Origin of the sequence: Bradyrhizobium sp. 1, assembly GCF_023073315.1 — a bacterium.
Classification (GTDB): Bacteria; Pseudomonadota; Alphaproteobacteria; order Rhizobiales; family Xanthobacteraceae; genus Bradyrhizobium.
Window position 1 is genome coordinate 226,104 of sequence record NZ_JADPJH010000037.1, and the last position, 19,953, is coordinate 246,056.

A 19,953-nucleotide genomic window follows, 5' to 3' on the forward strand; every position below is an offset into this window, starting at 1 on the left:
CGCCGGGGCCGTTCCCTCCAGCCTTTAGTTAAGAAAGAGTTAAGATCGATCCGGCCGGATCAGGCCGATTGCAGCAAGGGCGTGCGGACAATCAGCCGGACCAGGTCGTCCCGCTGCTGCTTCTCGGCGAATTTGACCGCAAAGCCGTTGTCGAATTTGCGGATGACACGCCCGACACAGGCGCCGACCGCAAGCGCGGTTCCAATCGGCGGATCGTATTCGCAGGATATCGCGACCCCGGCCGTGGAGACGTCGATGATGAAGCAGGCATGAGTGCTGCCGTCAGCAAGCGTCAGGAAGGTGTGCGAGACCTGCGGAACGAAGCGCGCGTCATTGCGGTGCTCCAGGACGCTGGCGTCCTTCTGCTTCTTCTCCAGCCAGGTCAGCTTTTCCGACATCCAGGCGCGCCGTGCCCGCGTCATGTCGAGTTCCATCAGGAAGCCCGCCTTCAGCGTCGCGCTGATGGTGCACTGGAATTCGCCAAAGTCCTGGAAATAGGAGGTGACGCGTTCGCCGACCTTCCCGACGACAGGCACGTCCACCATCATGCGGAACGGCGAGACGCGGCTGGTGCGGCAGGCGAAGGTGCGGAGCTTGCCCTCGCAATCATACCAGCGCGGCAGCGAGTAGCTGCCGCTCACGGTGACCGTCACTGCTCGCTGCCTGAGGAACTCGGAGACGGACATGGGGGCCAATCGTGTTTCGGAGTGTTTCCGTAATTCCACGGTAGCAATCAAATTCTAAGCAAATGATACGCGCTTCAAATAGCAGGGGTAAATTTCCGGTAAACGCGCGGGCCGGAGCGGGCGGCATAGCGCCGCGTTCAGGCGGCCTGCGCGCTCACGATCGCGTCATCCGAGCAGCACCAGCAGAGCCAGTGCGCCAACGGCTAAGGTGAATTTGATCGCCGTCCAGGTCAGGTTGTTCGGCCTGGCCTGAAATCCGAACCACGGCATTGCGCGCCGCATCGCCAGCGTTGCGAGCGCCTCGACGATGGCGAGCGCCAGCGCGATGCCGGCGATGAAGGACCACGATGTGTCCGGAGGCATCCACGCGGCGAGCCAGGCGGGGGCGGGCGCTCTCAACGCCGCGAGCAACGCGAACCATCCGAACAGCGATGCGAAGGCCTTGACGATGTCGGGGCCGATCGTATCGGGCTCGAACCGGATGCCGATCCTTGCAAGCGAAAGCTCGATGCGGTCGCCGTCGTCGAGGAAGAGAAAGGCGCCGAGGTAGAGAGGGATGCGCGACTGGAACACCAGGGCGACGGCGCCGAACAGGACCGCGTAGCCGAACGCATCGCCGAGAAGGTCCATGCTGCTCGTGCGCGACGCTGCCGTTGCGGCCTGGCGCTGCGGAAGCGACCTGGCGCGCGCCATGTGCTCGAGCATTCTGGCGCGCCGCTCCGGTGCGTAGGGCGTGGCACGCTGCATCCAGGGCGGCGGCGCCGATGCGGGAGCGCCGGTCTCGCCGTCCGAGGGGGATTTGCGCTGCGCCATAGGTCCTGCACCAGTTCCAATGGGCATTGGTCGGCCGTCAGGGGCAGGGAGGTTCATGTGGGGCGGCGGATTTCGCTGCGTCATCCGGTGGCCCGGATGATGGCGCTCCCTAGCGGAATCGAACCGCTCTCTCCACCGTGAAAGGGTGGCGTCCTAACCGATAGACGAAGGGAGCAAACGCGGGGCCCGGCCGCATTTGGCGGCAAGCCCGCGGGCCGGCCGAGTCGTGCCCGGCGGCCTGCAGCGGGCGAACGTATAATGGCCTTTCGGGCGCCGGGCAAGCCGTTCGGGAACGGTCTTTTGGCACCGGTGGACAGCCGGCTCCCCGTGACATTCGAACGGCCGTTTCAACGGTTTCTTAGGCTCCCTGAGCTAGCGCTGGAACCGGAGACATTTGAGCCAATGCCACAGCCCAAGAAACGCGCAGCGCGCAAATCGCTGTCGCAGCACGCCTGGATCACGCTCGAGGGCGGATTCGCGGCGCGGCATTGCCTGGTCCAGGACATCTCGGCGACGGGCGCCAAGATCACCATGGACGACGACGCCAGCCAGTTGCCGGGCACCATCCGGATGGCGTTCGCGCGCGATGCCCGCACCGGGCGGAGCTGCCAGGTGGTCTGGCGCCGCGGCAAGTCGGCCGGCGTCAAGTTCGTCTGATTGGCGCGGATGGCGCGTCGCGCCGGTCCGGGCTAGAACGGCGGCATGCGTGCGCCGCTCCTCATCCTCATCTCGCTATTGGCGACGTCGGCTGCGGCCGCCGAGGGCCTGCGCCTTCCGGCCGCCGAGCCTGCGCAGGCGGGCAAGACGTTACCCCTGAAGGGCGCGGCGGGGACCGCGAAGGCGGGCTCCTGCGCGTCCTATGGCCGTGGCTTCACTATGGTCGAGGCGACCGGCACCTGCGTGAAGATCGGCGGCTCGATCAGCGTCGAGACCACGGTCAGGCGCTGACGCCCGTGCCGCCGGACCTGATGCGGCCCGACATCATCGTCCCCTTCGTGATGTATTGCGCGCTGCTGTGGTGGGTCGGGCGTGGCCTCAGCTGGACCGCAAAGCTCGCGACTGCAGTGGTGACGCTGGTGCTGATCATCTGCGTGCTGCTGGTCGAGCGTGGCTGGCACTAGGGCCCCAAACAAAAACCGCGAAAACAACCCCATGCACAGTAGCCGTCAAGTGCGGCGGCGATCATTTTCGCTCGCGCCAGAACGGCGATTCATCGCGCGCTTCAAAGAGCTTATGCCACGCCAGTGGCTCACGACATCGGCGGTGCGACGAATTGTGCAAATCCGGGGCGTTTGGCCAACTCGGCGAGCCAGCGCGTCAGGTGCGGCTGGGCCGGACGGGTGATCCCCTCGACGCCGAGCCAGCGGCGCGCATAGGAGCCAACAGCGATATCGGCGAGCGTGAACGCATCGCCGTCCATGAACGGCCGCGTGGCGAGCAGGCGGTCGGCGATCGCCCAGACCTCGGCGGCGGCGTCCGCATCGCGCTGCACCTGGACCATGTCGCGCTCAGCGGGCGCCGTGCGCACGATGCCCCAGAACACCGGGCGGTCGACCGGCTGCACCATCGACAGCGTCCAGTCGAGCCAGCGATCGACGCTCGCGCGCAGCTTCGGCGCTTCGGGATAGATCGTCGTACCGCTTCCATGCGCGAGGCAGAGATAGCGCAGAATCGAGTTCGACTCCCACAGCACGAAGTCGCCCTCGACCAGCGTCGGGATCCGCGCATTGGGGTTCATCGCGAGATAGTCGGCCTCGCGGGTCTTGCCGAACGCCATGCCGGCGTCGATGCGCTCATAGGCGAGGCCAAGCTCGGTCAGGCACCACAGCACCTTCTGCACGTTGACCGAATTGGCGCGGCCCCAGATCGTGAGCTTTTGGTCCGGCATGAAGTCCTCCCGCGGCATTTTTTGTTCGCGCGGGTGATAGCGGAATTCGTTTAGCTGAGCGATGCGCGATTGCACCTAGCCCTTATGCAAAAAGCTCCGCCATCGGCGGAGCTTTCGTTGCAGGCGAACTCGTTGAAAGCGAGCCTGTCGATCAGCGGCCGAAGAACAGCCACAGCAGCAGGATCACCGGAATCGGCACGCCCAGCATCCACAACAACAATCCACGTCCCATGTCGTCCTCCTCAAATTGCATTGTCGAGGAGTGAACGCACGCGGCGGGGGCTTGTTCCAACGGCTGGTGCTTACCAATGGCCGGTGTTCGGCATCGACAACCACGGCTCGGCCGGCGCCTTCGGCTCGCCCTTCTGCAGCAGCTCGATCGAGTGCAGATCGGGCGAACGGACGAAGGCCATGTTGCCGTCGCGCGGCGGACGATTGATGGTGACGCCGGCCTTTTGCAGCTGCGCGCAAGTGGCGTAGATGTCGTCGACCTCATAGGCGAGATGGCCGAAGAAGCGGTCCTCGCCGTAGGTCTCCTCGTCCCAATTGTAGGTGAGCTCGACCAGCGGCGCGCCGCGCGACTGCGGCTGCTTCTTCAGCGCCTCGAGATCGTCCGTCGCGCACAGAAAGACGAGCGTGAAGCGCGCCTTGTCGTTCTCGATCCGCCGCACCTCCTTCAGCCCCAGCGCATCCTGGTAAAACTTCAGCGCGACATCGAGATTGCGCACGCGCAGCATGGTGTGGAGGTATCGCATGGGTGGGGCTCCCTTGAACGGATGGGGTTTTGCTTTGGGCCGGGACGGCGGGGGTAGAAGATAGCAGGAAAGCGGGAGGAGGGGCAGGGGGCAACACGACGAGGAGAAGCAGGCCGGCCAAGCATCGGCTCGAGATATTGGGAGATTCAGCCGCGGATATTTCTATCTTGCCTCTCCCAAAAGCTTTGAGCTGACATTAGAGCTGAGCAAAAGGCTGATTGGGACTTCTGGGCGCAGAGGGTAACGCTATCCCTCGCGCTCATTGGCAGCATTTTCGGTGTTCTGGCATTCTTCAAGAAGTAGCAATTACGGTGACAGTGCTGGACTGTCACGTGATCAAGTACGTCAGCCCGCGAACTGAATGCACTTTCAATGCAGATCCAGTGCCGCACACGCGCCACCGGAAACATTGTGCGAGCCGATCTGCTGCCACCTCCCTATCGCGCAGCGAAGCGCTTTCCGGCCTCCTCGCTCGGCGGCATGAAGAGTGATACTGCGGTCCCCTCGGGGTCACGAAACTGGAACGTCCTGTTACCCCATGGCATCGTCTTCAGCTCATGCACCAGCGTAACCTTGTCTTTCAGGCGCTGATAATCCGCATCGATGTCTTCAACCTGAAACTCGATCACGGCGGTGCGGTTGGCGCCGGGCTCGGCACTCTTTTCTTTCCAGAGCGCGACCGTCTCGGCAGCGCCGATGGCAAGGTTGGCGCCCGGCGTTGCGATCTTGGCGAACACCGGCGCGAGCCATTCGGCGGAAACTCCGGTGACCATTTCGTAGAACGAAACCATGATTTTGATGTCGTTGGCGATCAGGCGAGTGGAGGCGAACTTCATGGCATGTCCTGTGGTTGGCCGCAGATTTGAGCGGTATGGCGTGGCTGGTCGCACACCGATGCTGCCACCCTGATGTCAGCAGTCACGATGCCGCGCCGACCGCGCAAACGGGCATGACTTGCGATGACAGGGCCGGACTGTCGCCGTCATGCTCTCGGCAATGACCTTCGATTACATTTCAGTAACTGAATTGAACATCAGTGCCTTACCATTATCTCTCGGTCAGGCGGCAGCGTAACAAGCCGCTCCTCAACTGACCCGGCCTAACAGCCCCGGAGCTGGGTCCTTCCTATTCCCCGAGAACCAGGCCTGCCTCATTGGCCACAGAGGCAATGCGAATGGCTGCCCGAACGTATGACAAAGCCCGCTGGTCGGAAGACGACGACCGGACGCTCAGGAGCATGGCGGAGGCAGGCAAGAGTCTGACCTTGATCATCGTCAAGCTGAAGCGCCCGATGGCGTCGATCCGATCGCGCGCGCACGAGCTCGGGATTCACTTGCCCGGCACGCGCATCGGCCTTCGACATCCCAAGCAAACGGCCTGAATTTTCGATTGCTGCACAGCTTGTTCGGACGATGAAAAGTGAAAACCCCGCCTTGGGGGGAGCGGGGCTTTCTGATGGGGTGAAGCTTAGGGACGCTTCCACGATAAAACGCCCCATCGCGGAAAAAGTTCGAAGCCTCTAAAACGCGAACCACGCCAATACCGCAATCATCGGAATGATTGCCAATCCGAAAAGCAGCAGGGGTGCAGGTTCATTGCCGGTCCGGTCGCTCATGCTGGCCTCCTCGAGAAAAGCCCCGCGGCGGGCGGCGCCACGAGGCTTTCAGCGTCGGCATGCAGGGGGGGAATGCCGACACCTCAGACCGGCAATTCCGACAGCCGGGAGTCGTTCCCAATGAGGGCGGCCCTTTTGGATTCACGCTCCTGGAGTCGCTGCGGCATTGCGGTTCTTGCTAGGCTTAAAATTACGTTGGCAGTGCACTCAATTGGCTCTTGCCCGAGCTTCGAGGCACGCGATGCCGATTAATTTAATGCACTGTCACCGTAATTTCAATTGTAAGTGAGCTCGACCAGCGGCGCGCCGCGCGTCTGCGGCTGCTTCTTCAGCGCCTCGAGATCGTCCGATGAGCACAGGAAGACGAGCGTGAAGCGCCCCTTGTCGTTCTCGATCCGCCGCACCTCCTTCAGCCCCAGCGCATCCTGGTAAAACTTCAGCGCGACATCGAGATTGCGCACGCGCAGCATGGTGTGGAGGTATCGCATGGGTGGGGCTCCCTTGAACGGATGGGGTTTTGCTTTGGGCCGGGACGGCGGGGGAAGGAGATAGCAGGAAAGTGGGAGGAGGGGCAGGGCACGTGTGAAGCACGGACTGGACCGTTGTGCACCTAGAAGTTGGGCGTTAGTACTAGTAACACTCAATCAAAAGCTGCATTGTAGGACAACGGACGGGCGAGAAATGGATAAGGCACAAGCCGAGCGGCGGCTCGATGAGCTTCACAAATACATCCAGCATATATTTACGCTCTTCATTGGCTGGTTTACGTTTTTCGGAACGGTCAATTTTGCCGCCATGGGCTGGATGGGAGCGTCAACGTCGATCACTGGAACGTTCAACGGCATTGCTTGGCTAGTGCCGGTAATGTTCATTACCCAGAATATATGCGGATTGGCGGCGACATACTTTGTTTGGCGGCACGTCAAGGACTACGACATTAGAGTCCTAAAGCTGGAACAGCGATTGGTACCCGGTAAGGAAGTTTACGACCGTCCATCGTCCGTGCCCATTAGGCTTTATACGCAAGTGATGTGGCTAATCGGATTAGCCTTGATCGTCATTGCGGTGGTGTGGGGCGGCGTGCTTAAAATATTACTGGGCCTGTAGTCCTAAAACGGAAGTTACGGTGACAGTGCTGGACTGCACCCCTCAAGTGAGACACGATAATTCCAGTGACAGTGCACCAAATTTAGATGGCCCGCCGGATCGGTGATGGACTCCATGCGTGGCGCTTAAGCGCGAGTTGAGTGCACTACACCGCAATTCGGCCTCGACCGGTGAGCGGCGCTTGCGCCTGAACCTCCGCAAAGCCGGCTGCGACCAACCGCCATGCTCGAAGGCTTGCTGAGCGCGATCGGCTCTGCGGACGCTTCACCGGGGCATTGAGGAGGAGTGCCGTGACGACGATCATACTGCTCGCAATCGCGGCCATGCTGACACTGGAGCGTTTCGGGCCGGGGTCCAGCGTCGGGGGGCCGATGAGCATGTTGCTCGTCCTTGTCCTGATCATACTTGGCGTGACGGCTCACGAGGCGAAATCTAGGGAACGTGACGAGATGCGGCGTGGCATCTGCATTGTCGTTTCGATCATTGGCGGCGTGGCTGCGTTCATTCTCATTGCACTGTCCATTGACGCGATCGAGCCATATCTGCCCATCGAAGGGCCGCTCGACTCGTCGGAGGATCCCGTGAAGTATGCGCTGGTCGCAGCCACTGCGATCGTCGTGGTGCTCGGATCGTGGCTTCCGTTGCGGGCGATGAACCGCTTGCGCTCACACGAAAAAGCAGCCCCGGGATTACGATGCAGTGCAGTCCACCACACCGGCAGCGTACCCCCTTCGGCAGTTGAACCCCGCCGACGCCGACACGACTAAGCTGCATGAAGCACACCATCATCATCGCATTGGCCATCGGGGCGCTGATCTCGGCGGCGCTCCTCGTCATCGAGCCGCTCACCGACTTCGCTTTTCTGTCGCTTGAGTGGCCCGGCATCAGCGCGGCGTATGTGTTCTGGGGAGCGGTCGGGGGCCCCGCCTTCATGGGCGTCGCTCTTGCGTGGGCCGTGAATGCGCTCGCTTACGGTCTGGGGACCTTCGGCCTTTTCAGCGCGCTCATGCCGCTGATGAGCCCGAGGACTTGCTGAAGCACATTCGGTGGCACGATGCGCTGGCTCCAAAGGCTCGGAAAGATTGCGAGGGTTTTGGCGCTTTGCGGGACCGTCGCGTGGCTCGTGCTTCTGACAAGCTCTCCCGAGCTGCCTGATGCCGCGCATCCCGTCCGTTACAGCCACCGACACGACGTCCGCTATGTGAGCGAGCAGACGGAATTGGTTTTGCGAGTTCTGCTCGGCTCGACGTTTACTCTGGTGCTGGTGGCGGTTGGATGCCACTTCGCGACCAGGGACATGCGGGAGCGAATGTAGTCGCAATCTGGGTTTGCCCGACCTTGAGGGCTTGACTTTTTGTTCATGATTTGTTCTTATGCTGGCCGTCCAGCAAGGAGCAAGTCATGGACAACCGCATCAGTGAAATTCGGCGCGTGATCAGGGCGTTGCGTGTCAGCATGCGTGGGGCCGAGGCCATCATGCATGAGCAGATCAACCGGGACGAGGACTGCACCTTCGTGGCGGGAGAGGTCCTCAAGATGCGCACGGTCATGAGCGGCCTCGCTCAGGAACGGGCGGCGCTGGGCGATACCGACCCCATTATTGTCGCGAGCCTGTTCGTCCCACGGCGGCGGCCGACACCTTCGCGCGTCGCGATGCGTCCCCCAGTCTCGACTATCGCGACGGCGCGTTCCGTCGAGGCCGTCTAGGTTTGCGATGACGCCGGCAGCGCATGCTGTCGCCACCGCAAGGTGCGGGCGGCGCAGCGTGATCGTCGGGAATTTCCTGACGACGCGGGGATGACCGGCCTGATGAACCCGGGTGAAGGCTGAGGCGACGAATGCCTGGAAACGAGGGCATTTCGCCATGACATGGTTCAAACGATATCTGGTCGGCGGTCTGGTCGCGGTGCTCGTCCTCGCCGGCCTCGATAGCTATAAGCATCCGGGCGAGGGAATGCGCTACGACGCCATCCTCCTGGTGTCGGCCGGCTGGCCTGTCGTCGCGGCGATGGTGGTCGGAAGCACCATCGGCGATGTGGTGCACGATGTGCGCCACGGCAAGGCCGGATGAGCGGCCATGCTTGATACCTTGCTCGGCGTGATCTTCGAGATGGTCCTGAGCGCGGTCGGGACCTTCATCGTCAAATTGTTCAGCGTGGAGAACGCGGCCGAAATCGCGACCGTCATCATCGGCCTTGGCTTCATCGCGCTTGGTTTTGCGCTCGCCTTGTGGGGGCACTGAAGAGGGACCCTCGCGACGACGAAAGGCGTCGCCTCGCGCTAGGCCGCCATCCGCTGTTCGGCGGGGATCGTCAAATATTTGAGCGCTTCCGCATGCGCGAGATCGGGGACCGCGATGGCGGTGTGGCTGTACGTCGCGTGCGTCCGTGACGTCGCAATCCCGTCCAAAACCTCTTTGCCTTTGATGACGTGAAGGCCCATGCCCTGTTGCGAGGGGAAGATCGCGAGCACGACGTCATAGGCCGCGACGACCGCTTTCAGCGCTTCCGCCTTGTCTTCGGCAAGGTCGACGAAAACGCGAACATCCGCTGCGAGTTCACGCAGCTCGTTAAAATCCAGCACTGTGGTCACACTCCAACGCAACGATACTGAACGGAGCTTGGCGGCGTTGGGTTACTGAAGTCTCAACAGCGCAGGCCCGGCCACAAGTTTCACCAACGAAGTGACGGGATGGGCCAGGGGGACCGGCGCACCCGTCAATTCCGCCAACAACTCAAGCCCGGTCGACGCCCCGGCCTGGTGATAAAACCACGGAACCCGCGTTGACCGCGGCTTGTGTTTTGGGCCTCGATGGGTTTTAAGCCCCGTGACTTCATGACCTCCGGCATGAATCGGCAGCGCGCTGCGTGGTTCAGCCGCGTCCTGAGCAGAAATTTGCTCGCTCGCACAAAGGGATTCCAGACATGGCGAAGATGACGAAGACACAATTGATCGATGCGATCGCCGAGGGCACGCAGCTCTCGAAGAACGACGTCAAGTCGGTCGTCGAGTACATGGCGACGGTCGGCTACAAGGAGCTCAACGAGTCCGGCGAGTTCGTTATTCCCGGTTTCGTGAAGATGTCGGTCGTGAACAAGCCGGCGACCGAAGCCCGCATGGGCGTCAATCCCTTCACCAAGGAGCCGATGCAGTTTGCGGCCAAGCCCGCCAGCAAGTCGGTGAAGGCCTCGCCGCTGAAGGTCGCCAAGGACTCGGTCTGATCCAGACCATCGCGCATCGCCTGAGCATGCCCAGAGCCCCGTTCCGATCGCATCGGAGCGGGGCTTTGTTGTCTGGCCAAAAAGCGAAAACCCCGCCTGGGGGGAGCGGGGCTTTCTGATGGGGGAAAGCCTGGGGGAGGCTTCAATGATAAGACGCGCCGGCGTCGAAAAAGGTTCATCGCCCGCTCCCTCAAGAGAAAACCCCGCGCTTTCGCACGGGGCTTTCCAAACTGACGGCAATGGGATTTCAGCGCCTGGCCGTCAGCCGTGACGTCTAACTTAAGGTTGAAAATCCAAAAAGCAACAGCGCCGCGATGACGGAATATGTTCGTCAGGCGGCGCTGCGATAAGACTGGGCGCTGAAATCCCCAGCCTCCATGGGTCTGTGCGCTGCTCAAAAGGTTCAGGACGATTTGCGCTGGAAATCGCGCGCAAGGGGCTGGACTTTTTGTTCTCATTTTGTTCTTATGAGCCACCTTGGAGGTGACCCATGTCCATCGAGAAACAGCGCGAAGTGATCAGGCTCTGGAACCAGCTCAGGAAGGTCGAGGGCCCGGCAGCGGAAGAGCTGCGCATCCAGATCCTCGAATGCTTCTCCGAGAAAGACAAAGTGAAGAAAGCGGCTTGACGAGCGCCGGCGGACATCGGCGGCACGCGGCAACCGGCGAGCGCGATCCTGTTTCGAGTTGGCGCCTCGCCGGACCTCTTCACGAGACGCACGTGTAGCGGCGCTGTCTGTTTGCAGTCGCCCCACGGTTCTTGTCGTCGATGATGTCTGTCGCCGAAGCCATCACAATGATCGATTTCATCGATCATTAGGAATCGCTTCGCGCTGATTTTTTCGACTCCGATTCGTTCTTTGGGAACGGAATGGAGTCGGATGCAGAACAAGCCGTGGCTTCTGTGTCGATGCGGGACATCGGCGCACATCCGTGATTCCCGGCACAGTCCTTCTCTCCCGTCCTCGTTACACAGTGACGAGGGAGAGCGACATGGATACGTGCTGGTTTCTCGAGATGTTCCTCGAGATCGCGAAGCTGTTCTGGTACGGCCGGCACCCGCGCTTGCACAAAGCCAGGCCGTCGGTGCCGCAAGTGCCACCGCCGCGATCGCGCTCCGACGGCGCGATGTGATCGTGCGCTTGTCGTGATCTTCGCGTTCGTTTGCTCGCGTTCGTTTGCGTGCAAACAATTTGTTAAGAGGTGCTCCGCGCCGATTTCTTCGAGTCCGATTCGTTCTGCGAGAACGAAATGCGGGCGAAGCTGGAACAAAGCCGGTTGGCGAACGCCATCACCGTCGCATCACCGTCTCGACGCTCGCCGTCGCCGGCGCTATCGTCGCGAAGAGCGGCGGACGCGACATGAAGAACGGCCTTTATTCCATCCACATCCACATGCTCGACGGCGTGAAGGGCCGCGACAGCGGCGTGCTGATCCTGCGCGATGGCGTGCTGCTCGGCGGCGGGCCTTACTTCTGGTCGCGCGGCTCGTACACGATCGGCAATGGGACTTCGGAGAAAGGCACTTCCGAGAAAGGCACGTCCGAGAAAGGCACTTGGAAGGGCGAGCTTGCCACCAACCAGCACACGCCGTTCGCCGATAGCTTGGTTCGGCCGCTGTTCGGCGGCGAGGAAGTCACGAGCGGCTTTTCGGGCACGTATCGCGACGAGGAGGCCGAGGTGTTCGGCACCGTGCTGGTGGCAGGCCATCGCAGCCTGAGTTTTCGCGCCACCTTGAAGCGGCTTGCAAACGCCTAACGAAAGCTTGCGCGGATCCCGATAACCCTATTCGGTTAGGTTAAAAGCCCAATCGCGTTGCGCTTGCAGCGGATTGGGATAGGTGTCTGGCAAACACAAGCAAGAAACGATTTTGCCAGAAGCGATTTTGCCATGACGCCTTTTTCAGAACCGTCCTTTTATCAAGGCGACCGCCACACCTACCGGCGCGTCGCCATCGTCGGCACGCTTTTCTGTCTCGCTTTCGTGGTGATCAGCTTCTCGCTGCGGCCGCAGTTCGAGGACACGCGCGTTGCGGTCAAGGCGGACCGGCTGGTGCGCACGGCCGGCCAGGCGCCGCACACGAACTAGCGTTGGTCCAAGTAAGCCTGATCGTCGGCGGGCGCAGCGGGCCACGAGGCGCCGCGGCGCGCGAGCGCGACGAAGCCGGCATAGCCGGACAGGTTGAGCAGTATTTCGAGCCAGGCAGGCATATCGGATCTCACAGGTCGGGTCTCGCTTGCGCGAAGACGACCTCAACGTGGGCGCGAAACGCTTGTTCCCGGCCGTGACAGAAACCCGCCTACAGCGGAGAGGACGGATCGAGCCGGCGGCCGAGGGTCGCAACGGACTTGCTCGACGGCGCCTCTTTGAGGAACTCGGCGATGGCGCGCGCCAGTTCGCCGTCAGTCATCGGCGTCGGCGGCGGGCGCAGCGCGCCTACGCCGAAACTGCGGACGATCTCGTCGTAATGCTCGTCGCCGGATCGGGGGACGAGCCGGCGGATGCGGGCCAGCAACGCAGATATCGGCAATCTCTCCTCCTCGCGTCTCCGTCCCGCTGGCAGCAATTGATGCCTGCTGCCATTTGCTCCCGCTCAACTTAAAACCCCGCCAGCATCGCGGAGGATACTGACGGGGCTTTGGTGCTGTCGCCTCTACCGGATAGCGGAGGCTCCGCACTCGTAAACCCAATCCGGCCCGCGCGCTTTCGTTCCCCTGCAGGCGCGTTTTTTTGACGGCCTTCGGTTCCGCCCGCGCGCAACCATCGCCAGTGGGGTGCGTTGTCTCGCCAGATATGAAGGAGAGGATCATGAAGAAGACATTGGCTGTCCTGGCTACCGTTGCGGCGGTAGGCGTAACCGCAATCGCAGCGCCGGCTCCTGCCGAGGCGCGCGGTCGCGGCATCGGTCCGGGCCTCGCATTTGGTCTGGCCGCCGGCGCGATCACCGCGGGTGCGGTCGCCGCGTCGCATCCGTATGGATATGGTTATGGACCGGGCTACGGCTACTACGGCGGCCCCGGCTATGGTCCTGGCCCTTACGCCTATTATGGCGACGGGCCGTACTACGGACACCGCCACTACTACCGCCGTTGGTAACGGCCAAACAAACGAAAAGCCCGGAGCGCTGCTCCGGGCTTTTTTCATGTGTGCCGATCGGAACTGGTCTTACGGCCAGAGCGAGGGCCGTTCCACCTTGCGGGCATTCTGAAGTGTCGACACGAAATACTCGTCGCGCTCGCGCTTGAATTTTTCTTGCGTGGCACGGAAGGCGGCGACACGGGCGGCAATCTCTTCGCGTTCGCGGATCTTGCGTTGTTCGTCCTCGGTCATATCAAATCCCCTCTACACGTGAGCATGTGTGCACTACTGAACTCACGCACTGCCGCCGCAATCACGTTGAGTCGCGTCAACACATGCATTGGCGCTTCTGATTGGGGCGTCAATGGGGAGGCGGCATTGCAGGATTGTGATAAGCGAAGATCGGAAAAAATTGCCGCCCCATGTCCTGCTCGCGAGTCCTGCTTCGTGAGTTCTTTGGCAGTGGATAACAGCGTCAATAATCTTGTCGCTTGTGCGCGACGCAGCTAGCGCAAAACCAAATCGGGAGGCCGCTCATGATTGCATCGGATCTTCGCAGCGGCGTTGAACGTCTCGGCGACATGATCGCCGAAGCGAAGACCATCGTGCCGTTCACCGGCGCCGGCATCTCGACCGAATGCGGCATCCCCGACTTCCGCTCGCCGGGCGGAATTTGGACGCGCTACCGGCCGATCGAGTTCGGCGAGTTCGTCGCGAGCCAGGAGGCCCGCGATGAATCCTGGCGCCGGCGCTTTGCGATGGACGAGGTGTTTGCGGCGGCAAAGCCCGGCCGCGGCCATCGCGCACTCGCCTCGCTGTACCGCGCCGGCAAGATTCCGGCCATCATCACCCAGAACATCGACAACCTGCACCAGGCCTCGGGCTTCGCCGCGAAGCACGTGATTGAACTTCATGGGAATACAACTTTTGCGAGGTGCATCGGATGTGGGCAGGCCTACCAGCTGGACTGGGTGAAGCGCCGCTTCGATGACGACGGCGCCGCGCCTGACTGCACCGTGTGCGACGAGCCGGTGAAGACCGCGACGATTTCGTTCGGTCAGATGATGCCCGAGGATGAAATGCAGCGTGCAACGGAACTGTCGCGGCATTGCGACCTCTTCATCGCGATCGGTTCCTCGCTCGTCGTGTGGCCGGCGGCGGGATTTCCGATGATGGCGAAGAACGCCGGTGCACGTCTGGTGATCATCAATCGCGAGCCGACAGAGCAGGACGATATTGCCGACCTCGTCATCCGCCACGACATCGGCGAGACTCTCGGACCCTTTGTCGGGAATTGAGGCGTTAATTTGATTCGCGGCTGTGCAAGCTGTTCATAGGTTCCGGCGAATCTCTTTTTTGTCTATGCGTCGCAACCGGGAGTGTTATCTTTTGAGTCGAAAGATTCGCGTCGCGTCGAAATGAGAACATTCTCTTAAGACGCGTGATTCGAGCGCCGCCAATGTGGCGGGTTGCATGGCAGGTGTGGGGTCCGGGGTTATGGGGTCGTCGGACGGATTTGAGTCCAAGAAGATCGGAGTTCCCGCGGTCGGCGAGCACGGCGGCGGTCGCGACAGCGCGCTCAGCCCTTTCACCGGGTTAGGTGAGGCCAGCGCCAACCTCGTCGAGGTTCACGGCGTCATCAAATGGTTCGACGCCTCAAAGGGCTACGGCTTCATCGTTCCCGACAATGGCTGGCCCGACGTGCTCCTGCACGTTACCGTGCTTAGGCGCGACGGCTTCCAGACCGCCTACGAGGGCGCCCGCATCGTCGTCGAGTGCATCCAGCGCGCCAAGGGCTACCAGGCCTTCCGCGTCGTCTCGATGGACGAATCGACCGCGATCCATCCGGCGCAGATGCTGCCGCCGCGCACCCATGTCACTGTGACCGCGACCAGCGGGCTCGAGCGGGCCCAGGTGAAATGGTTCAACCGGCTGCGCGGCTTCGGCTTCCTGACCTGCGGCGAGGGCACGCCCGACATCTTTGTGCATATGGAGACGTTGCGTCGCTTCGGCATGACCGAATTGCGCCCCGGCCAATATGTGCTGGTCCGCTTCGGGCCCGGTTCCAAGGGCATGATGGCGGCCGAGATCCATCCCGAGACCGGATCGCCGGGACTGCAGTCGCACTAGCGCATCCCAATTCCCGCAATCGTGAGCAGAGGCGCGCCGGCTGGTCCGCGCGCCTCTGGCTTTTCCGGCGGTCGCCGCGTAGGACTGTTCCGTTCCCACGCCTTGAGTGCCCCCATGAATTTCAATCGAACGGCCGCCTGGTGCTTTGCCCGGAGCTGGCTTGCCGCCTTCCTCGTCATCGCAGGCCTGACCGTCGCCAGCGCGCCTGTTGGCGCCGCCGACTTTCAGCCCCTCGAGATCGTCACGAAGAACGGGGTGCAGGTGTTCTCGGTCGAAATAGCGACGACCGAGCAGGAGAAGCAGACCGGCCTGATGTATCGCAAGGAGCTGGCCGACGGCAAAGGCATGCTGTTCGACTTCAATCCCGAGCAGGAAGTGTCGATGTGGATGAAGAACACCTATGTCTCGCTCGACATGATCTTCATCCGCGCCGACGGCCGCATCCTGCGCGTCGCCGAGAACACCGAGCCGCTGTCGACCAAGATCGTCTCGTCCCGGGGGCCAGCCCGAGCCGTCCTGGAGGTGGTGGCGGGAACGGCGCAGAAATACGGCATCCGTGCTGGTGACCGCGTCGGCCACCCGCTGTTCGGCAGCAAATAGGGCCAGCCGGCGGGGGCGTTGCCAGCCTTGCTGGCCCGCCTGGAAGCGTGTATCGACGGGGCTCGCCGGACATTCGGGGTATAGCGCAGCCTGGTAGCGCGGCAGTTTTGGGTACTGCAGGTCGTTGGTTCGAATCCAGCTGCCCCGACCAGCCTTTTCAAAGAGTTACGACAGAAAAGACCGGTCCGACTTTCCCAGAAATTTGAATTGGCAAGATCATGGAAGGTGCGGGCAGGGCGCAACTATCCGTTGCAGCTCTAGCGTTCGCCGCCATCTCAAGCAGGCCGGCGCGCTCCCCGGCGTCGCCGTGCGAGGTCATCGATGTGGTGCTGACGTCGCCCCATGCGGTCGATCAGATTGGAGCCGGCAAACAACTTCAATCGCTGGCGAGCACGAAGCTGAACTCTTGAGTGCCCCGCTCGCGAGGATCCGGTCCGCTCTCGCTCAGCCGGTATCCCTTATGAGCCGCGATAAAGGGTGCTGCTGGAATCCAATGGCGCGCATACTTGACCAGCTTGTCACTCCCCAGTTCCAGCTCACCGGGACCATTGTTGCTGAGCAGCGAGGTCTGCACCTCGACTTTCGAAGCGTCACCGATCGGCACGCGATACCAGACCATCCTGGCTGGCCGCGTCGCACACAGCGCCTTCACGGTTTCGAGTGCATCCCCGACATACTGGATCGCGCCGTTCGAATGCATCAGGTCGATGCTTCCAAGCCAGTCCGCAGCTTTCTGGATGTCATCGAAGAACATCAACTGGTCGGTCGCCAATTGACTGGCCCGATCAACCATCGCCGGCGTTTCTACAACGGCCCAACGGATACCCGGCGATTGCAGTCGCGCGAGCTTGTAGTGGATGCCTGCGCCACCCCCGAAATCGAGCACGGCCGTCGAATTCGCGACGAGCGGCCAATTGCCCTCCGGCCGATAGGCAACCGTCTTATGATAGATGGTCTCTATCAGTTGTTGGTTTTCGTAGCCTTCGATGACGTCTCGGGGCGGGAAAAGCCGTCTACGCAGTCTTTGTATCAAACGCATGAGCGGGTTCGTCCCGATGTTTCTGGTTGTACCACGCGACGGACACAGCCAGAAACATTTGGAATTGTATAGCCCGAAAAGAGAACAATTTTGGTTGATCAACCAAGGCGACGCCCTGCTACGCCGTTGAAACGCGTTGCTCTGCGGATATCCGCAAGGTGACGTCGCGTCCCGAGGCAACTTGACGCATTTCAACTTGTTAGTTCGGGAAATGCTTGGTACGTGCCGTCACAGCAGGTGGGGCGGGACCACTATGGATAAAACGAAAAAGCCGAACAAGGGCTTGAAGGATATCCATGCAGAGGCCGATGCTGAGAGGCTGCAGGCCCATTTGAAGCTGATCGACGATCTCGCATTCGACGCGAACAAGGCGGGACCGCGTAGCACCGATCCCCCCTCTGATTCAGACGATGCCGCGACCGACTGACATGACCAAAGCAAAGAAGGCCAAGGTGATCCGCGGGGGTATCCACTCCCACGACGTGCAATAGCGCGCGCGTTCCGCGGCCCGGATCGAGAATTTACCTCTGCTTCGATTCGTGGACTCCCCCGCGGTCGTCGCGGCTGATTGCGATCAAGCCGGCAGATCGTCCCCGCGACATCTTGTCCTCCACACAACCTCCGCGTCAGCCTCGCGTGCCAATGTCTCCGCGCGTGCAACGGGGAATGTCAGGACATGTTTAGAGCTCTATGCGGCGCGGCGATTCTCGCCCTGTCCGCGACGACGGCGTCTGCGGCTGATTATGCGCAGGTGCCTGTTGCGCCTCCAGTCACATTCAACTGGACCGGTTGCTATGTCGGCGGTCATCTCGGTGGTGCCGCGAGCGACGATCGCACGATCAACAGCGCCGGGGGGACACTCGATTTCGGCGCGGCCGGCTTCGTCGGCGGCGGACAGATCGGCTGTGACCATCAATTCGCATCGAACTGGGTCGTGGGCGCCGAGGGCCGTGCCGCAGGTGCGAGCTTGTCGAGCCACCATGGCAGCAGTGTCAGATTTCCCGCGCTCGGCAATCTCGCCGTGCCGTCGCAGTTCGGCCTCAAGAACGATTTTCTGGGCTCGGTCACAGGCCGGCTCGGCTACGCCTATGGCCTGGGCTGGCTGTTCTATGCGCGGGGCGGTGTCGCCTGGACTCACGAGAAGGTCGATGATGCCTACATCAGTCCGGCCGCAGGTTTCGCGATCGATCCCAGCGCGTCGGTGATGCGGACCGGCTGGACATTGGGCGCCGGCGTCGAATGGGCGTTTGCGCAAAATTGGTCGGCCAACGTCGAATACAATTACCACGACTTCGGCACCAAGGGCCCGATCCAACTGATCAGCCCCGTCGAAGGCGTCACCGTGGCCCATCTCAAGGATACGATCCATGCCGCGACGGTCGGCGTGAACTACCACTATTGATGTGATCGGGGACTGCCGGGACGAAGCCTGGACACGGAAATACCTGGCAATCGATATTTCCGTACCGCCGTCGCCTGCTTTGCAGGGCTGCCGCGTTGAAGGGGAGAATAGGGCGCGCAACCGTCGCTGCGCCCGGGGCTCCCTCAGGCGAGGCTTTCATGTCTATCAGTGCGATTGCATCAACCAGCGCGGCGGCGACAACGTCCACATCGACCGCCACGTCATCATCATCAACGGCATCATCGACGTCGGCGACGACCTCGACATCGGCCACGTCGTCGACGTCAGCGACATCATCCTCGCAATCGGCGGGCGGAAGCTCGAGGTCGGGCGGCGGTGGCTCGGCCAAAACCGTCGTCAGCGAGGTCTCCATCACGATGGGCGGCATCACCACAACGACGATCACCTATTCCGACGGCACCACCGAGGTCGAGACGTCGGGGAGCGCGCAAAACAGTCAAGGTAGCCAAGGCAGTCAGGCGGGACAGACTTACAACGCGCAGGGCTCGCTCGGCTCGAATGCCCAGAGCGCATCCAGCGCCAGCGTCGGCATGTAAAGCAGAATGAGCCTGGGTTGAATGATTGGCCGCGGGATCGGTGCACCGCTCCCGCTCGCGGGAGAGGTCGGCGCAACGCGCCGATCCGGAGCGGGCACACGGCCTATTGCGTCCCGGGACGTTTGCGTGAACCCGGCCCGGGCCTTGCAAAGCCTGGGCGCTCATCCCCTGCACGACGCGACTTCTGCGCGATTTTTCAAGGCATTGGCGCTGTTCGACGGGCGCAGAATTCGCACGGATTCATCGAACCTTTGGCTGTCGCCGTAGACATATGAGTGTTGGGGATTTCAGCGCCCAATACCTAAACGGACGCCGCCAAGCGATGATATTCCGCTTGCGCGGCGTTGCGCTTTTCCGGAGCGTTTTCGAGCGAAGCTCGATTAGTTCGTCGCGTACCAGCCGAGCGGAAACGGCAAATACGGCCAGACCAGATGATTGTCGTTGGCGGCCTTCGGCGGTTCTTGAATGGCCGTCCGGATGAGCGGTGCAGGCGGCGTCGATCGCACCGCCAGGCGCAAACATGCACATTGCAAATTCATTGTGGTCGCCCCCGGCCGGTCAACACTTTTGAAAAATTCGCGTCAGTTCAAAATTGCAAACGCGCGCCAAAAACGGCACGGACATTCTCAAATTGTGCATGCACTCTAGAAAAATCGGGGCCGGTTTTCAACCGCTCTGGCCACCCATACAGGAGAAGTAAGGTTGATCAGTTAGGTTAAGGGCAAGCCGTGGTTGCGGCTGCCTCGATGGCTGTGATCAGGTCCGCAAGGCGCGCGACGGGCTGCCTGTTTCAGGTGCTCACACAGGGATCACAGTTCGTCGCGGCGCGCGTATCCTGTGAGTTTTGCGTCATGTCTTTCGATCGCAACGTCAAAACCGTCCATCCGCAATCGAGCTGGACCGAGATCTGGCACCTCTGGACCGTGATCGTGCCGCGCCGCTCGATCAACGGGCAGCTCGTGGTCGGAAAAGTCTGGCGCCGCCACGACGGCCGCGACTGGATCTACAAGAAGTTCACCGAGTACGACAGCGAAGCGGCCTGAGCCGGGTTCGCCGCCGCGCGG

Annotated in this window: 34 protein-coding genes, 2 tRNA genes and 1 pseudogene; 24 read left to right on the forward strand and 13 right to left on the reverse strand. The window is 61.7% G+C overall.

The features are described 5' to 3' along the window. Positions 1-59: 59 nt before the first annotated feature. The 3 genes from IVB29_RS35410 to IVB29_RS35420 all read right to left on the reverse strand — a co-directional run bounded on the left by IVB29_RS35410 (position 60) and on the right by IVB29_RS35420 (position 1,674). Positions 60-686: a PilZ domain-containing protein gene (locus IVB29_RS35410; protein ID WP_247508056.1), complete on the reverse strand. Its 627-nt coding sequence runs from the start codon at positions 684-686 to the stop codon at positions 60-62. A gap of 165 nt (positions 687-851) precedes the next feature. After that, entirely contained in the window at positions 852-1,499 is a 648-nt protein-coding gene (locus tag IVB29_RS35415; protein ID WP_247508057.1) for a hypothetical protein, read from the reverse strand. Positions 1,500-1,599: 100 nt separating this feature from the next. Beyond that, a tRNA-Glu gene (locus IVB29_RS35420) sits at positions 1,600-1,674 on the reverse strand. Between the two features lie 227 nt (positions 1,675-1,901). On the opposite strand from IVB29_RS35420, the gene IVB29_RS35425 reads away from it, so the two are divergent. Genes IVB29_RS35425 through IVB29_RS35435 form a run of 3 tightly spaced genes read left to right on the forward strand, consistent with a single transcriptional unit; the run spans position 1,902 to position 2,620 of the window. Further along, on the forward strand, positions 1,902-2,156 hold the full coding sequence (locus IVB29_RS35425; RefSeq protein ID WP_247508058.1) for a PilZ domain-containing protein: 255 nt from the start codon (positions 1,902-1,904) through the stop codon (positions 2,154-2,156). A gap of 45 nt (positions 2,157-2,201) precedes the next feature. Then, positions 2,202-2,447 carry a hypothetical protein gene (locus tag IVB29_RS35430; RefSeq protein ID WP_247508059.1) on the forward strand — a complete coding sequence of 82 codons (246 nt, stop codon included), beginning with the start codon at positions 2,202-2,204 and terminating at the stop codon, positions 2,445-2,447. Between the two features lie 5 nt (positions 2,448-2,452). Then, positions 2,453-2,620 (forward strand): hypothetical protein, encoded by a 168-nt coding sequence (locus tag IVB29_RS35435; protein ID WP_247508060.1) that lies wholly within the window; start codon positions 2,453-2,455, stop codon positions 2,618-2,620. 128 nt (positions 2,621-2,748) lie between these two features. Here IVB29_RS35435 and IVB29_RS35440 read toward each other — a convergent pair whose 3' ends face one another. The 3 genes from IVB29_RS35440 to IVB29_RS35450 form a co-directional block, all read right to left on the reverse strand. Further along, entirely contained in the window at positions 2,749-3,387 is a 639-nt protein-coding gene (locus IVB29_RS35440) for a glutathione S-transferase (protein WP_247508061.1), read from the reverse strand. A gap of 302 nt (positions 3,388-3,689) precedes the next feature. Next, a complete protein-coding gene (locus IVB29_RS35445; protein WP_247508062.1) occupies positions 3,690-4,142 on the reverse strand; it encodes a VOC family protein in 453 nt (150 codons plus the stop codon). A gap of 437 nt (positions 4,143-4,579) precedes the next feature. Next, positions 4,580-4,978: a VOC family protein gene (locus IVB29_RS35450; protein WP_247508063.1), complete on the reverse strand. Its 399-nt coding sequence runs from the start codon at positions 4,976-4,978 to the stop codon at positions 4,580-4,582. Between the two features lie 338 nt (positions 4,979-5,316). Here IVB29_RS35450 and IVB29_RS35455 point away from each other — a divergent pair, with 338 nt between their 5' ends. Then, positions 5,317-5,523, forward strand: a complete 207-nt coding sequence (locus IVB29_RS35455; RefSeq protein ID WP_247508064.1) for a hypothetical protein — start codon at positions 5,317-5,319, stop codon at positions 5,521-5,523. Positions 5,524-6,035: 512 nt separating this feature from the next. Here the strand turns inward: IVB29_RS35455 and IVB29_RS35460 are convergent. Further along, positions 6,036-6,245 (reverse strand): annotated as a pseudogene (locus IVB29_RS35460) (VOC family protein); the annotation flags it as partial. Positions 6,246-6,438: 193 nt separating this feature from the next. On the opposite strand from IVB29_RS35460, the gene IVB29_RS35465 reads away from it, so the two are divergent. The 6 genes from IVB29_RS35465 to IVB29_RS35490 all read left to right on the forward strand — a co-directional run bounded on the left by IVB29_RS35465 (position 6,439) and on the right by IVB29_RS35490 (position 9,106). Beyond that, positions 6,439-6,864: a hypothetical protein gene (locus IVB29_RS35465; protein WP_247508065.1), complete on the forward strand. Its 426-nt coding sequence runs from the start codon at positions 6,439-6,441 to the stop codon at positions 6,862-6,864. 290 nt (positions 6,865-7,154) lie between these two features. Beyond that, on the forward strand, positions 7,155-7,631 hold the full coding sequence (locus IVB29_RS35470; RefSeq protein WP_247508066.1) for a hypothetical protein: 477 nt from the start codon (positions 7,155-7,157) through the stop codon (positions 7,629-7,631). Positions 7,632-7,636: 5 nt separating this feature from the next. Next, positions 7,637-7,900: a hypothetical protein gene (locus IVB29_RS35475; RefSeq protein ID WP_247508067.1), complete on the forward strand. Its 264-nt coding sequence runs from the start codon at positions 7,637-7,639 to the stop codon at positions 7,898-7,900. A gap of 365 nt (positions 7,901-8,265) precedes the next feature. Then, positions 8,266-8,571, forward strand: coding sequence for a hypothetical protein (locus tag IVB29_RS35480; protein ID WP_247508068.1), 306 nt, complete (start codon positions 8,266-8,268; stop codon positions 8,569-8,571). A gap of 157 nt (positions 8,572-8,728) precedes the next feature. Beyond that, positions 8,729-8,935 (forward strand): hypothetical protein, encoded by a 207-nt coding sequence (locus tag IVB29_RS35485; RefSeq protein ID WP_247508069.1) that lies wholly within the window; start codon positions 8,729-8,731, stop codon positions 8,933-8,935. A gap of 6 nt (positions 8,936-8,941) precedes the next feature. Further along, a complete protein-coding gene (locus IVB29_RS35490; protein WP_247508070.1) occupies positions 8,942-9,106 on the forward strand; it encodes a hypothetical protein in 165 nt (54 codons plus the stop codon). 38 nt (positions 9,107-9,144) lie between these two features. Here IVB29_RS35490 and IVB29_RS35495 read toward each other — a convergent pair whose 3' ends face one another. Beyond that, positions 9,145-9,447, reverse strand: a complete 303-nt coding sequence (locus IVB29_RS35495; protein WP_247508071.1) for a hypothetical protein — start codon at positions 9,445-9,447, stop codon at positions 9,145-9,147. A gap of 341 nt (positions 9,448-9,788) precedes the next feature. Here IVB29_RS35495 and IVB29_RS35500 point away from each other — a divergent pair, with 341 nt between their 5' ends. The 5 genes from IVB29_RS35500 to IVB29_RS35520 all read left to right on the forward strand — a co-directional run bounded on the left by IVB29_RS35500 (position 9,789) and on the right by IVB29_RS35520 (position 12,171). Beyond that, the gene (locus tag IVB29_RS35500) at positions 9,789-10,085 is read left to right on the forward strand and encodes an HU family DNA-binding protein (RefSeq protein WP_092031633.1); all 297 of its coding nucleotides are present in this window, start codon (positions 9,789-9,791) and stop codon (positions 10,083-10,085) included. A 490-nt stretch (positions 10,086-10,575) separates the two neighbouring features. Beyond that, complete coding sequence (locus IVB29_RS35505; protein ID WP_247508072.1) at positions 10,576-10,713, forward strand: hypothetical protein; 138 nt, start codon at positions 10,576-10,578, stop codon at positions 10,711-10,713. Between the two features lie 364 nt (positions 10,714-11,077). Then, positions 11,078-11,218, forward strand: a complete 141-nt coding sequence (locus tag IVB29_RS35510) for a hypothetical protein (protein WP_247508073.1) — start codon at positions 11,078-11,080, stop codon at positions 11,216-11,218. 227 nt (positions 11,219-11,445) lie between these two features. After that, positions 11,446-11,841 (forward strand): hypothetical protein, encoded by a 396-nt coding sequence (locus IVB29_RS35515; protein ID WP_247508074.1) that lies wholly within the window; start codon positions 11,446-11,448, stop codon positions 11,839-11,841. Between the two features lie 132 nt (positions 11,842-11,973). Beyond that, positions 11,974-12,171 carry a hypothetical protein gene (locus IVB29_RS35520; RefSeq protein WP_247508075.1) on the forward strand — a complete coding sequence of 66 codons (198 nt, stop codon included), beginning with the start codon at positions 11,974-11,976 and terminating at the stop codon, positions 12,169-12,171. Here the strand turns inward: IVB29_RS35520 and IVB29_RS38460 are convergent. Further along, positions 12,168-12,293, reverse strand: coding sequence for a hypothetical protein (locus tag IVB29_RS38460; RefSeq protein WP_256466931.1), 126 nt, complete (start codon positions 12,291-12,293; stop codon positions 12,168-12,170). The two genes, IVB29_RS35520 and IVB29_RS38460, sit on opposite strands and share 4 nt — an antisense overlap. Positions 12,294-12,382: 89 nt before the next feature. Beyond that, on the reverse strand, positions 12,383-12,613 hold the full coding sequence (locus IVB29_RS35525; protein ID WP_247508076.1) for a hypothetical protein: 231 nt from the start codon (positions 12,611-12,613) through the stop codon (positions 12,383-12,385). Positions 12,614-12,891: 278 nt separating this feature from the next. Here IVB29_RS35525 and IVB29_RS35530 point away from each other — a divergent pair, with 278 nt between their 5' ends. Then, on the forward strand, positions 12,892-13,179 hold the full coding sequence (locus IVB29_RS35530) for a hypothetical protein (RefSeq protein ID WP_247508077.1): 288 nt from the start codon (positions 12,892-12,894) through the stop codon (positions 13,177-13,179). A 69-nt stretch (positions 13,180-13,248) separates the two neighbouring features. Here IVB29_RS35530 and IVB29_RS35535 read toward each other — a convergent pair whose 3' ends face one another. Continuing rightward, positions 13,249-13,413, reverse strand: a complete 165-nt coding sequence (locus tag IVB29_RS35535) for a hypothetical protein (protein WP_247508078.1) — start codon at positions 13,411-13,413, stop codon at positions 13,249-13,251. 284 nt (positions 13,414-13,697) lie between these two features. On the opposite strand from IVB29_RS35535, the gene IVB29_RS35540 reads away from it, so the two are divergent. The 4 genes from IVB29_RS35540 to IVB29_RS35555 all read left to right on the forward strand — a co-directional run bounded on the left by IVB29_RS35540 (position 13,698) and on the right by IVB29_RS35555 (position 16,042). After that, on the forward strand, positions 13,698-14,459 hold the full coding sequence (locus IVB29_RS35540; protein ID WP_247508079.1) for a Sir2 family NAD-dependent protein deacetylase: 762 nt from the start codon (positions 13,698-13,700) through the stop codon (positions 14,457-14,459). A gap of 199 nt (positions 14,460-14,658) precedes the next feature. Then, positions 14,659-15,291, forward strand: a complete 633-nt coding sequence (locus tag IVB29_RS35545; RefSeq protein WP_247508080.1) for a cold-shock protein — start codon at positions 14,659-14,661, stop codon at positions 15,289-15,291. 114 nt (positions 15,292-15,405) lie between these two features. Beyond that, entirely contained in the window at positions 15,406-15,891 is a 486-nt protein-coding gene (locus IVB29_RS35550; protein WP_247508081.1) for a DUF192 domain-containing protein, read from the forward strand. A gap of 74 nt (positions 15,892-15,965) precedes the next feature. Beyond that, positions 15,966-16,042: transfer RNA gene (locus tag IVB29_RS35555), tRNA-Pro, on the forward strand. Positions 16,043-16,267: 225 nt separating this feature from the next. Here the strand turns inward: IVB29_RS35555 and IVB29_RS35560 are convergent. Beyond that, positions 16,268-16,930: a hypothetical protein gene (locus IVB29_RS35560; protein ID WP_247508082.1), complete on the reverse strand. Its 663-nt coding sequence runs from the start codon at positions 16,928-16,930 to the stop codon at positions 16,268-16,270. Between the two features lie 253 nt (positions 16,931-17,183). Between IVB29_RS35560 and IVB29_RS35565 the strand changes: the two genes are divergently transcribed. Together IVB29_RS35565 and IVB29_RS35570 are read left to right on the forward strand one after the other, a co-directional pair. Further along, entirely contained in the window at positions 17,184-17,357 is a 174-nt protein-coding gene (locus tag IVB29_RS35565; protein WP_247508083.1) for a hypothetical protein, read from the forward strand. 249 nt (positions 17,358-17,606) lie between these two features. Continuing rightward, positions 17,607-18,332, forward strand: a complete 726-nt coding sequence (locus IVB29_RS35570; protein ID WP_247508084.1) for an outer membrane beta-barrel protein — start codon at positions 17,607-17,609, stop codon at positions 18,330-18,332. Here the strand turns inward: IVB29_RS35570 and IVB29_RS35575 are convergent. After that, on the reverse strand, positions 18,283-18,720 hold the full coding sequence (locus tag IVB29_RS35575; RefSeq protein ID WP_247508085.1) for a hypothetical protein: 438 nt from the start codon (positions 18,718-18,720) through the stop codon (positions 18,283-18,285). The two genes, IVB29_RS35570 and IVB29_RS35575, sit on opposite strands and share 50 nt — an antisense overlap. On the opposite strand from IVB29_RS35575, the gene IVB29_RS35580 reads away from it, so the two are divergent. Further along, positions 18,710-18,889 (forward strand): hypothetical protein, encoded by a 180-nt coding sequence (locus IVB29_RS35580; protein ID WP_247508086.1) that lies wholly within the window; start codon positions 18,710-18,712, stop codon positions 18,887-18,889. The two genes, IVB29_RS35575 and IVB29_RS35580, sit on opposite strands and share 11 nt — an antisense overlap. 851 nt (positions 18,890-19,740) lie before the next feature. Further along, positions 19,741-19,932, forward strand: coding sequence for a hypothetical protein (locus tag IVB29_RS35585; protein WP_129275724.1), 192 nt, complete (start codon positions 19,741-19,743; stop codon positions 19,930-19,932). Positions 19,933-19,953 lie beyond the last annotated feature (21 nt).

What these genes read in the sequence shown, in the direction of transcription:
- IVB29_RS35410 (WP_247508056.1), bottom strand. Translation starts at nt 686, where the DNA reads ATGTCCGTCTCCGAGTTCCTCAGGCAGCGAGCAGTGACGGTCACCGTG.
- IVB29_RS35415 (WP_247508057.1), bottom strand. Translation starts at nt 1,499, where the DNA reads ATGGCGCAGCGCAAATCCCCCTCGGACGGCGAGACCGGCGCTCCCGCA.
- IVB29_RS35425 (WP_247508058.1), top strand. Translation starts at nt 1,902, where the DNA reads ATGCCACAGCCCAAGAAACGCGCAGCGCGCAAATCGCTGTCGCAGCAC.
- IVB29_RS35430 (WP_247508059.1), top strand. Translation starts at nt 2,202, where the DNA reads ATGCGTGCGCCGCTCCTCATCCTCATCTCGCTATTGGCGACGTCGGCT.
- IVB29_RS35440 (WP_247508061.1), bottom strand. Translation starts at nt 3,387, where the DNA reads ATGCCGGACCAAAAGCTCACGATCTGGGGCCGCGCCAATTCGGTCAAC.
- IVB29_RS35445 (WP_247508062.1), bottom strand. Translation starts at nt 4,142, where the DNA reads ATGCGATACCTCCACACCATGCTGCGCGTGCGCAATCTCGATGTCGCG.
- IVB29_RS35450 (WP_247508063.1), bottom strand. Translation starts at nt 4,978, where the DNA reads ATGAAGTTCGCCTCCACTCGCCTGATCGCCAACGACATCAAAATCATG.
- IVB29_RS35455 (WP_247508064.1), top strand. Translation starts at nt 5,317, where the DNA reads ATGGCTGCCCGAACGTATGACAAAGCCCGCTGGTCGGAAGACGACGAC.
- IVB29_RS35465 (WP_247508065.1), top strand. Translation starts at nt 6,439, where the DNA reads ATGGATAAGGCACAAGCCGAGCGGCGGCTCGATGAGCTTCACAAATAC.
- IVB29_RS35475 (WP_247508067.1), top strand. Translation starts at nt 7,637, where the DNA reads ATGAAGCACACCATCATCATCGCATTGGCCATCGGGGCGCTGATCTCG.
- IVB29_RS35480 (WP_247508068.1), top strand. Translation starts at nt 8,266, where the DNA reads ATGGACAACCGCATCAGTGAAATTCGGCGCGTGATCAGGGCGTTGCGT.
- IVB29_RS35485 (WP_247508069.1), top strand. Translation starts at nt 8,729, where the DNA reads ATGACATGGTTCAAACGATATCTGGTCGGCGGTCTGGTCGCGGTGCTC.
- IVB29_RS35490 (WP_247508070.1), top strand. Translation starts at nt 8,942, where the DNA reads ATGCTTGATACCTTGCTCGGCGTGATCTTCGAGATGGTCCTGAGCGCG.
- IVB29_RS35500 (WP_092031633.1), top strand. Translation starts at nt 9,789, where the DNA reads ATGGCGAAGATGACGAAGACACAATTGATCGATGCGATCGCCGAGGGC.
- IVB29_RS35505 (WP_247508072.1), top strand. Translation starts at nt 10,576, where the DNA reads ATGTCCATCGAGAAACAGCGCGAAGTGATCAGGCTCTGGAACCAGCTC.
- IVB29_RS35510 (WP_247508073.1), top strand. Translation starts at nt 11,078, where the DNA reads ATGGATACGTGCTGGTTTCTCGAGATGTTCCTCGAGATCGCGAAGCTG.
- IVB29_RS35515 (WP_247508074.1), top strand. Translation starts at nt 11,446, where the DNA reads ATGAAGAACGGCCTTTATTCCATCCACATCCACATGCTCGACGGCGTG.
- IVB29_RS35520 (WP_247508075.1), top strand. Translation starts at nt 11,974, where the DNA reads ATGACGCCTTTTTCAGAACCGTCCTTTTATCAAGGCGACCGCCACACC.
- IVB29_RS38460 (WP_256466931.1), bottom strand. Translation starts at nt 12,293, where the DNA reads ATGCCTGCCTGGCTCGAAATACTGCTCAACCTGTCCGGCTATGCCGGC.
- IVB29_RS35530 (WP_247508077.1), top strand. Translation starts at nt 12,892, where the DNA reads ATGAAGAAGACATTGGCTGTCCTGGCTACCGTTGCGGCGGTAGGCGTA.
- IVB29_RS35535 (WP_247508078.1), bottom strand. Translation starts at nt 13,413, where the DNA reads ATGACCGAGGACGAACAACGCAAGATCCGCGAACGCGAAGAGATTGCC.
- IVB29_RS35540 (WP_247508079.1), top strand. Translation starts at nt 13,698, where the DNA reads ATGATTGCATCGGATCTTCGCAGCGGCGTTGAACGTCTCGGCGACATG.
- IVB29_RS35545 (WP_247508080.1), top strand. Translation starts at nt 14,659, where the DNA reads ATGGGGTCGTCGGACGGATTTGAGTCCAAGAAGATCGGAGTTCCCGCG.
- IVB29_RS35550 (WP_247508081.1), top strand. Translation starts at nt 15,406, where the DNA reads ATGAATTTCAATCGAACGGCCGCCTGGTGCTTTGCCCGGAGCTGGCTT.
- IVB29_RS35560 (WP_247508082.1), bottom strand. Translation starts at nt 16,930, where the DNA reads ATGCGTTTGATACAAAGACTGCGTAGACGGCTTTTCCCGCCCCGAGAC.
- IVB29_RS35565 (WP_247508083.1), top strand. Translation starts at nt 17,184, where the DNA reads ATGGATAAAACGAAAAAGCCGAACAAGGGCTTGAAGGATATCCATGCA.
- IVB29_RS35570 (WP_247508084.1), top strand. Translation starts at nt 17,607, where the DNA reads ATGTTTAGAGCTCTATGCGGCGCGGCGATTCTCGCCCTGTCCGCGACG.
- IVB29_RS35580 (WP_247508086.1), top strand. Translation starts at nt 18,710, where the DNA reads ATGGGCGGCATCACCACAACGACGATCACCTATTCCGACGGCACCACC.
- IVB29_RS35575 (WP_247508085.1), bottom strand. Translation starts at nt 18,720, where the DNA reads ATGCCGCCCATCGTGATGGAGACCTCGCTGACGACGGTTTTGGCCGAG.
- IVB29_RS35585 (WP_129275724.1), top strand. Translation starts at nt 19,741, where the DNA reads ATGTCTTTCGATCGCAACGTCAAAACCGTCCATCCGCAATCGAGCTGG.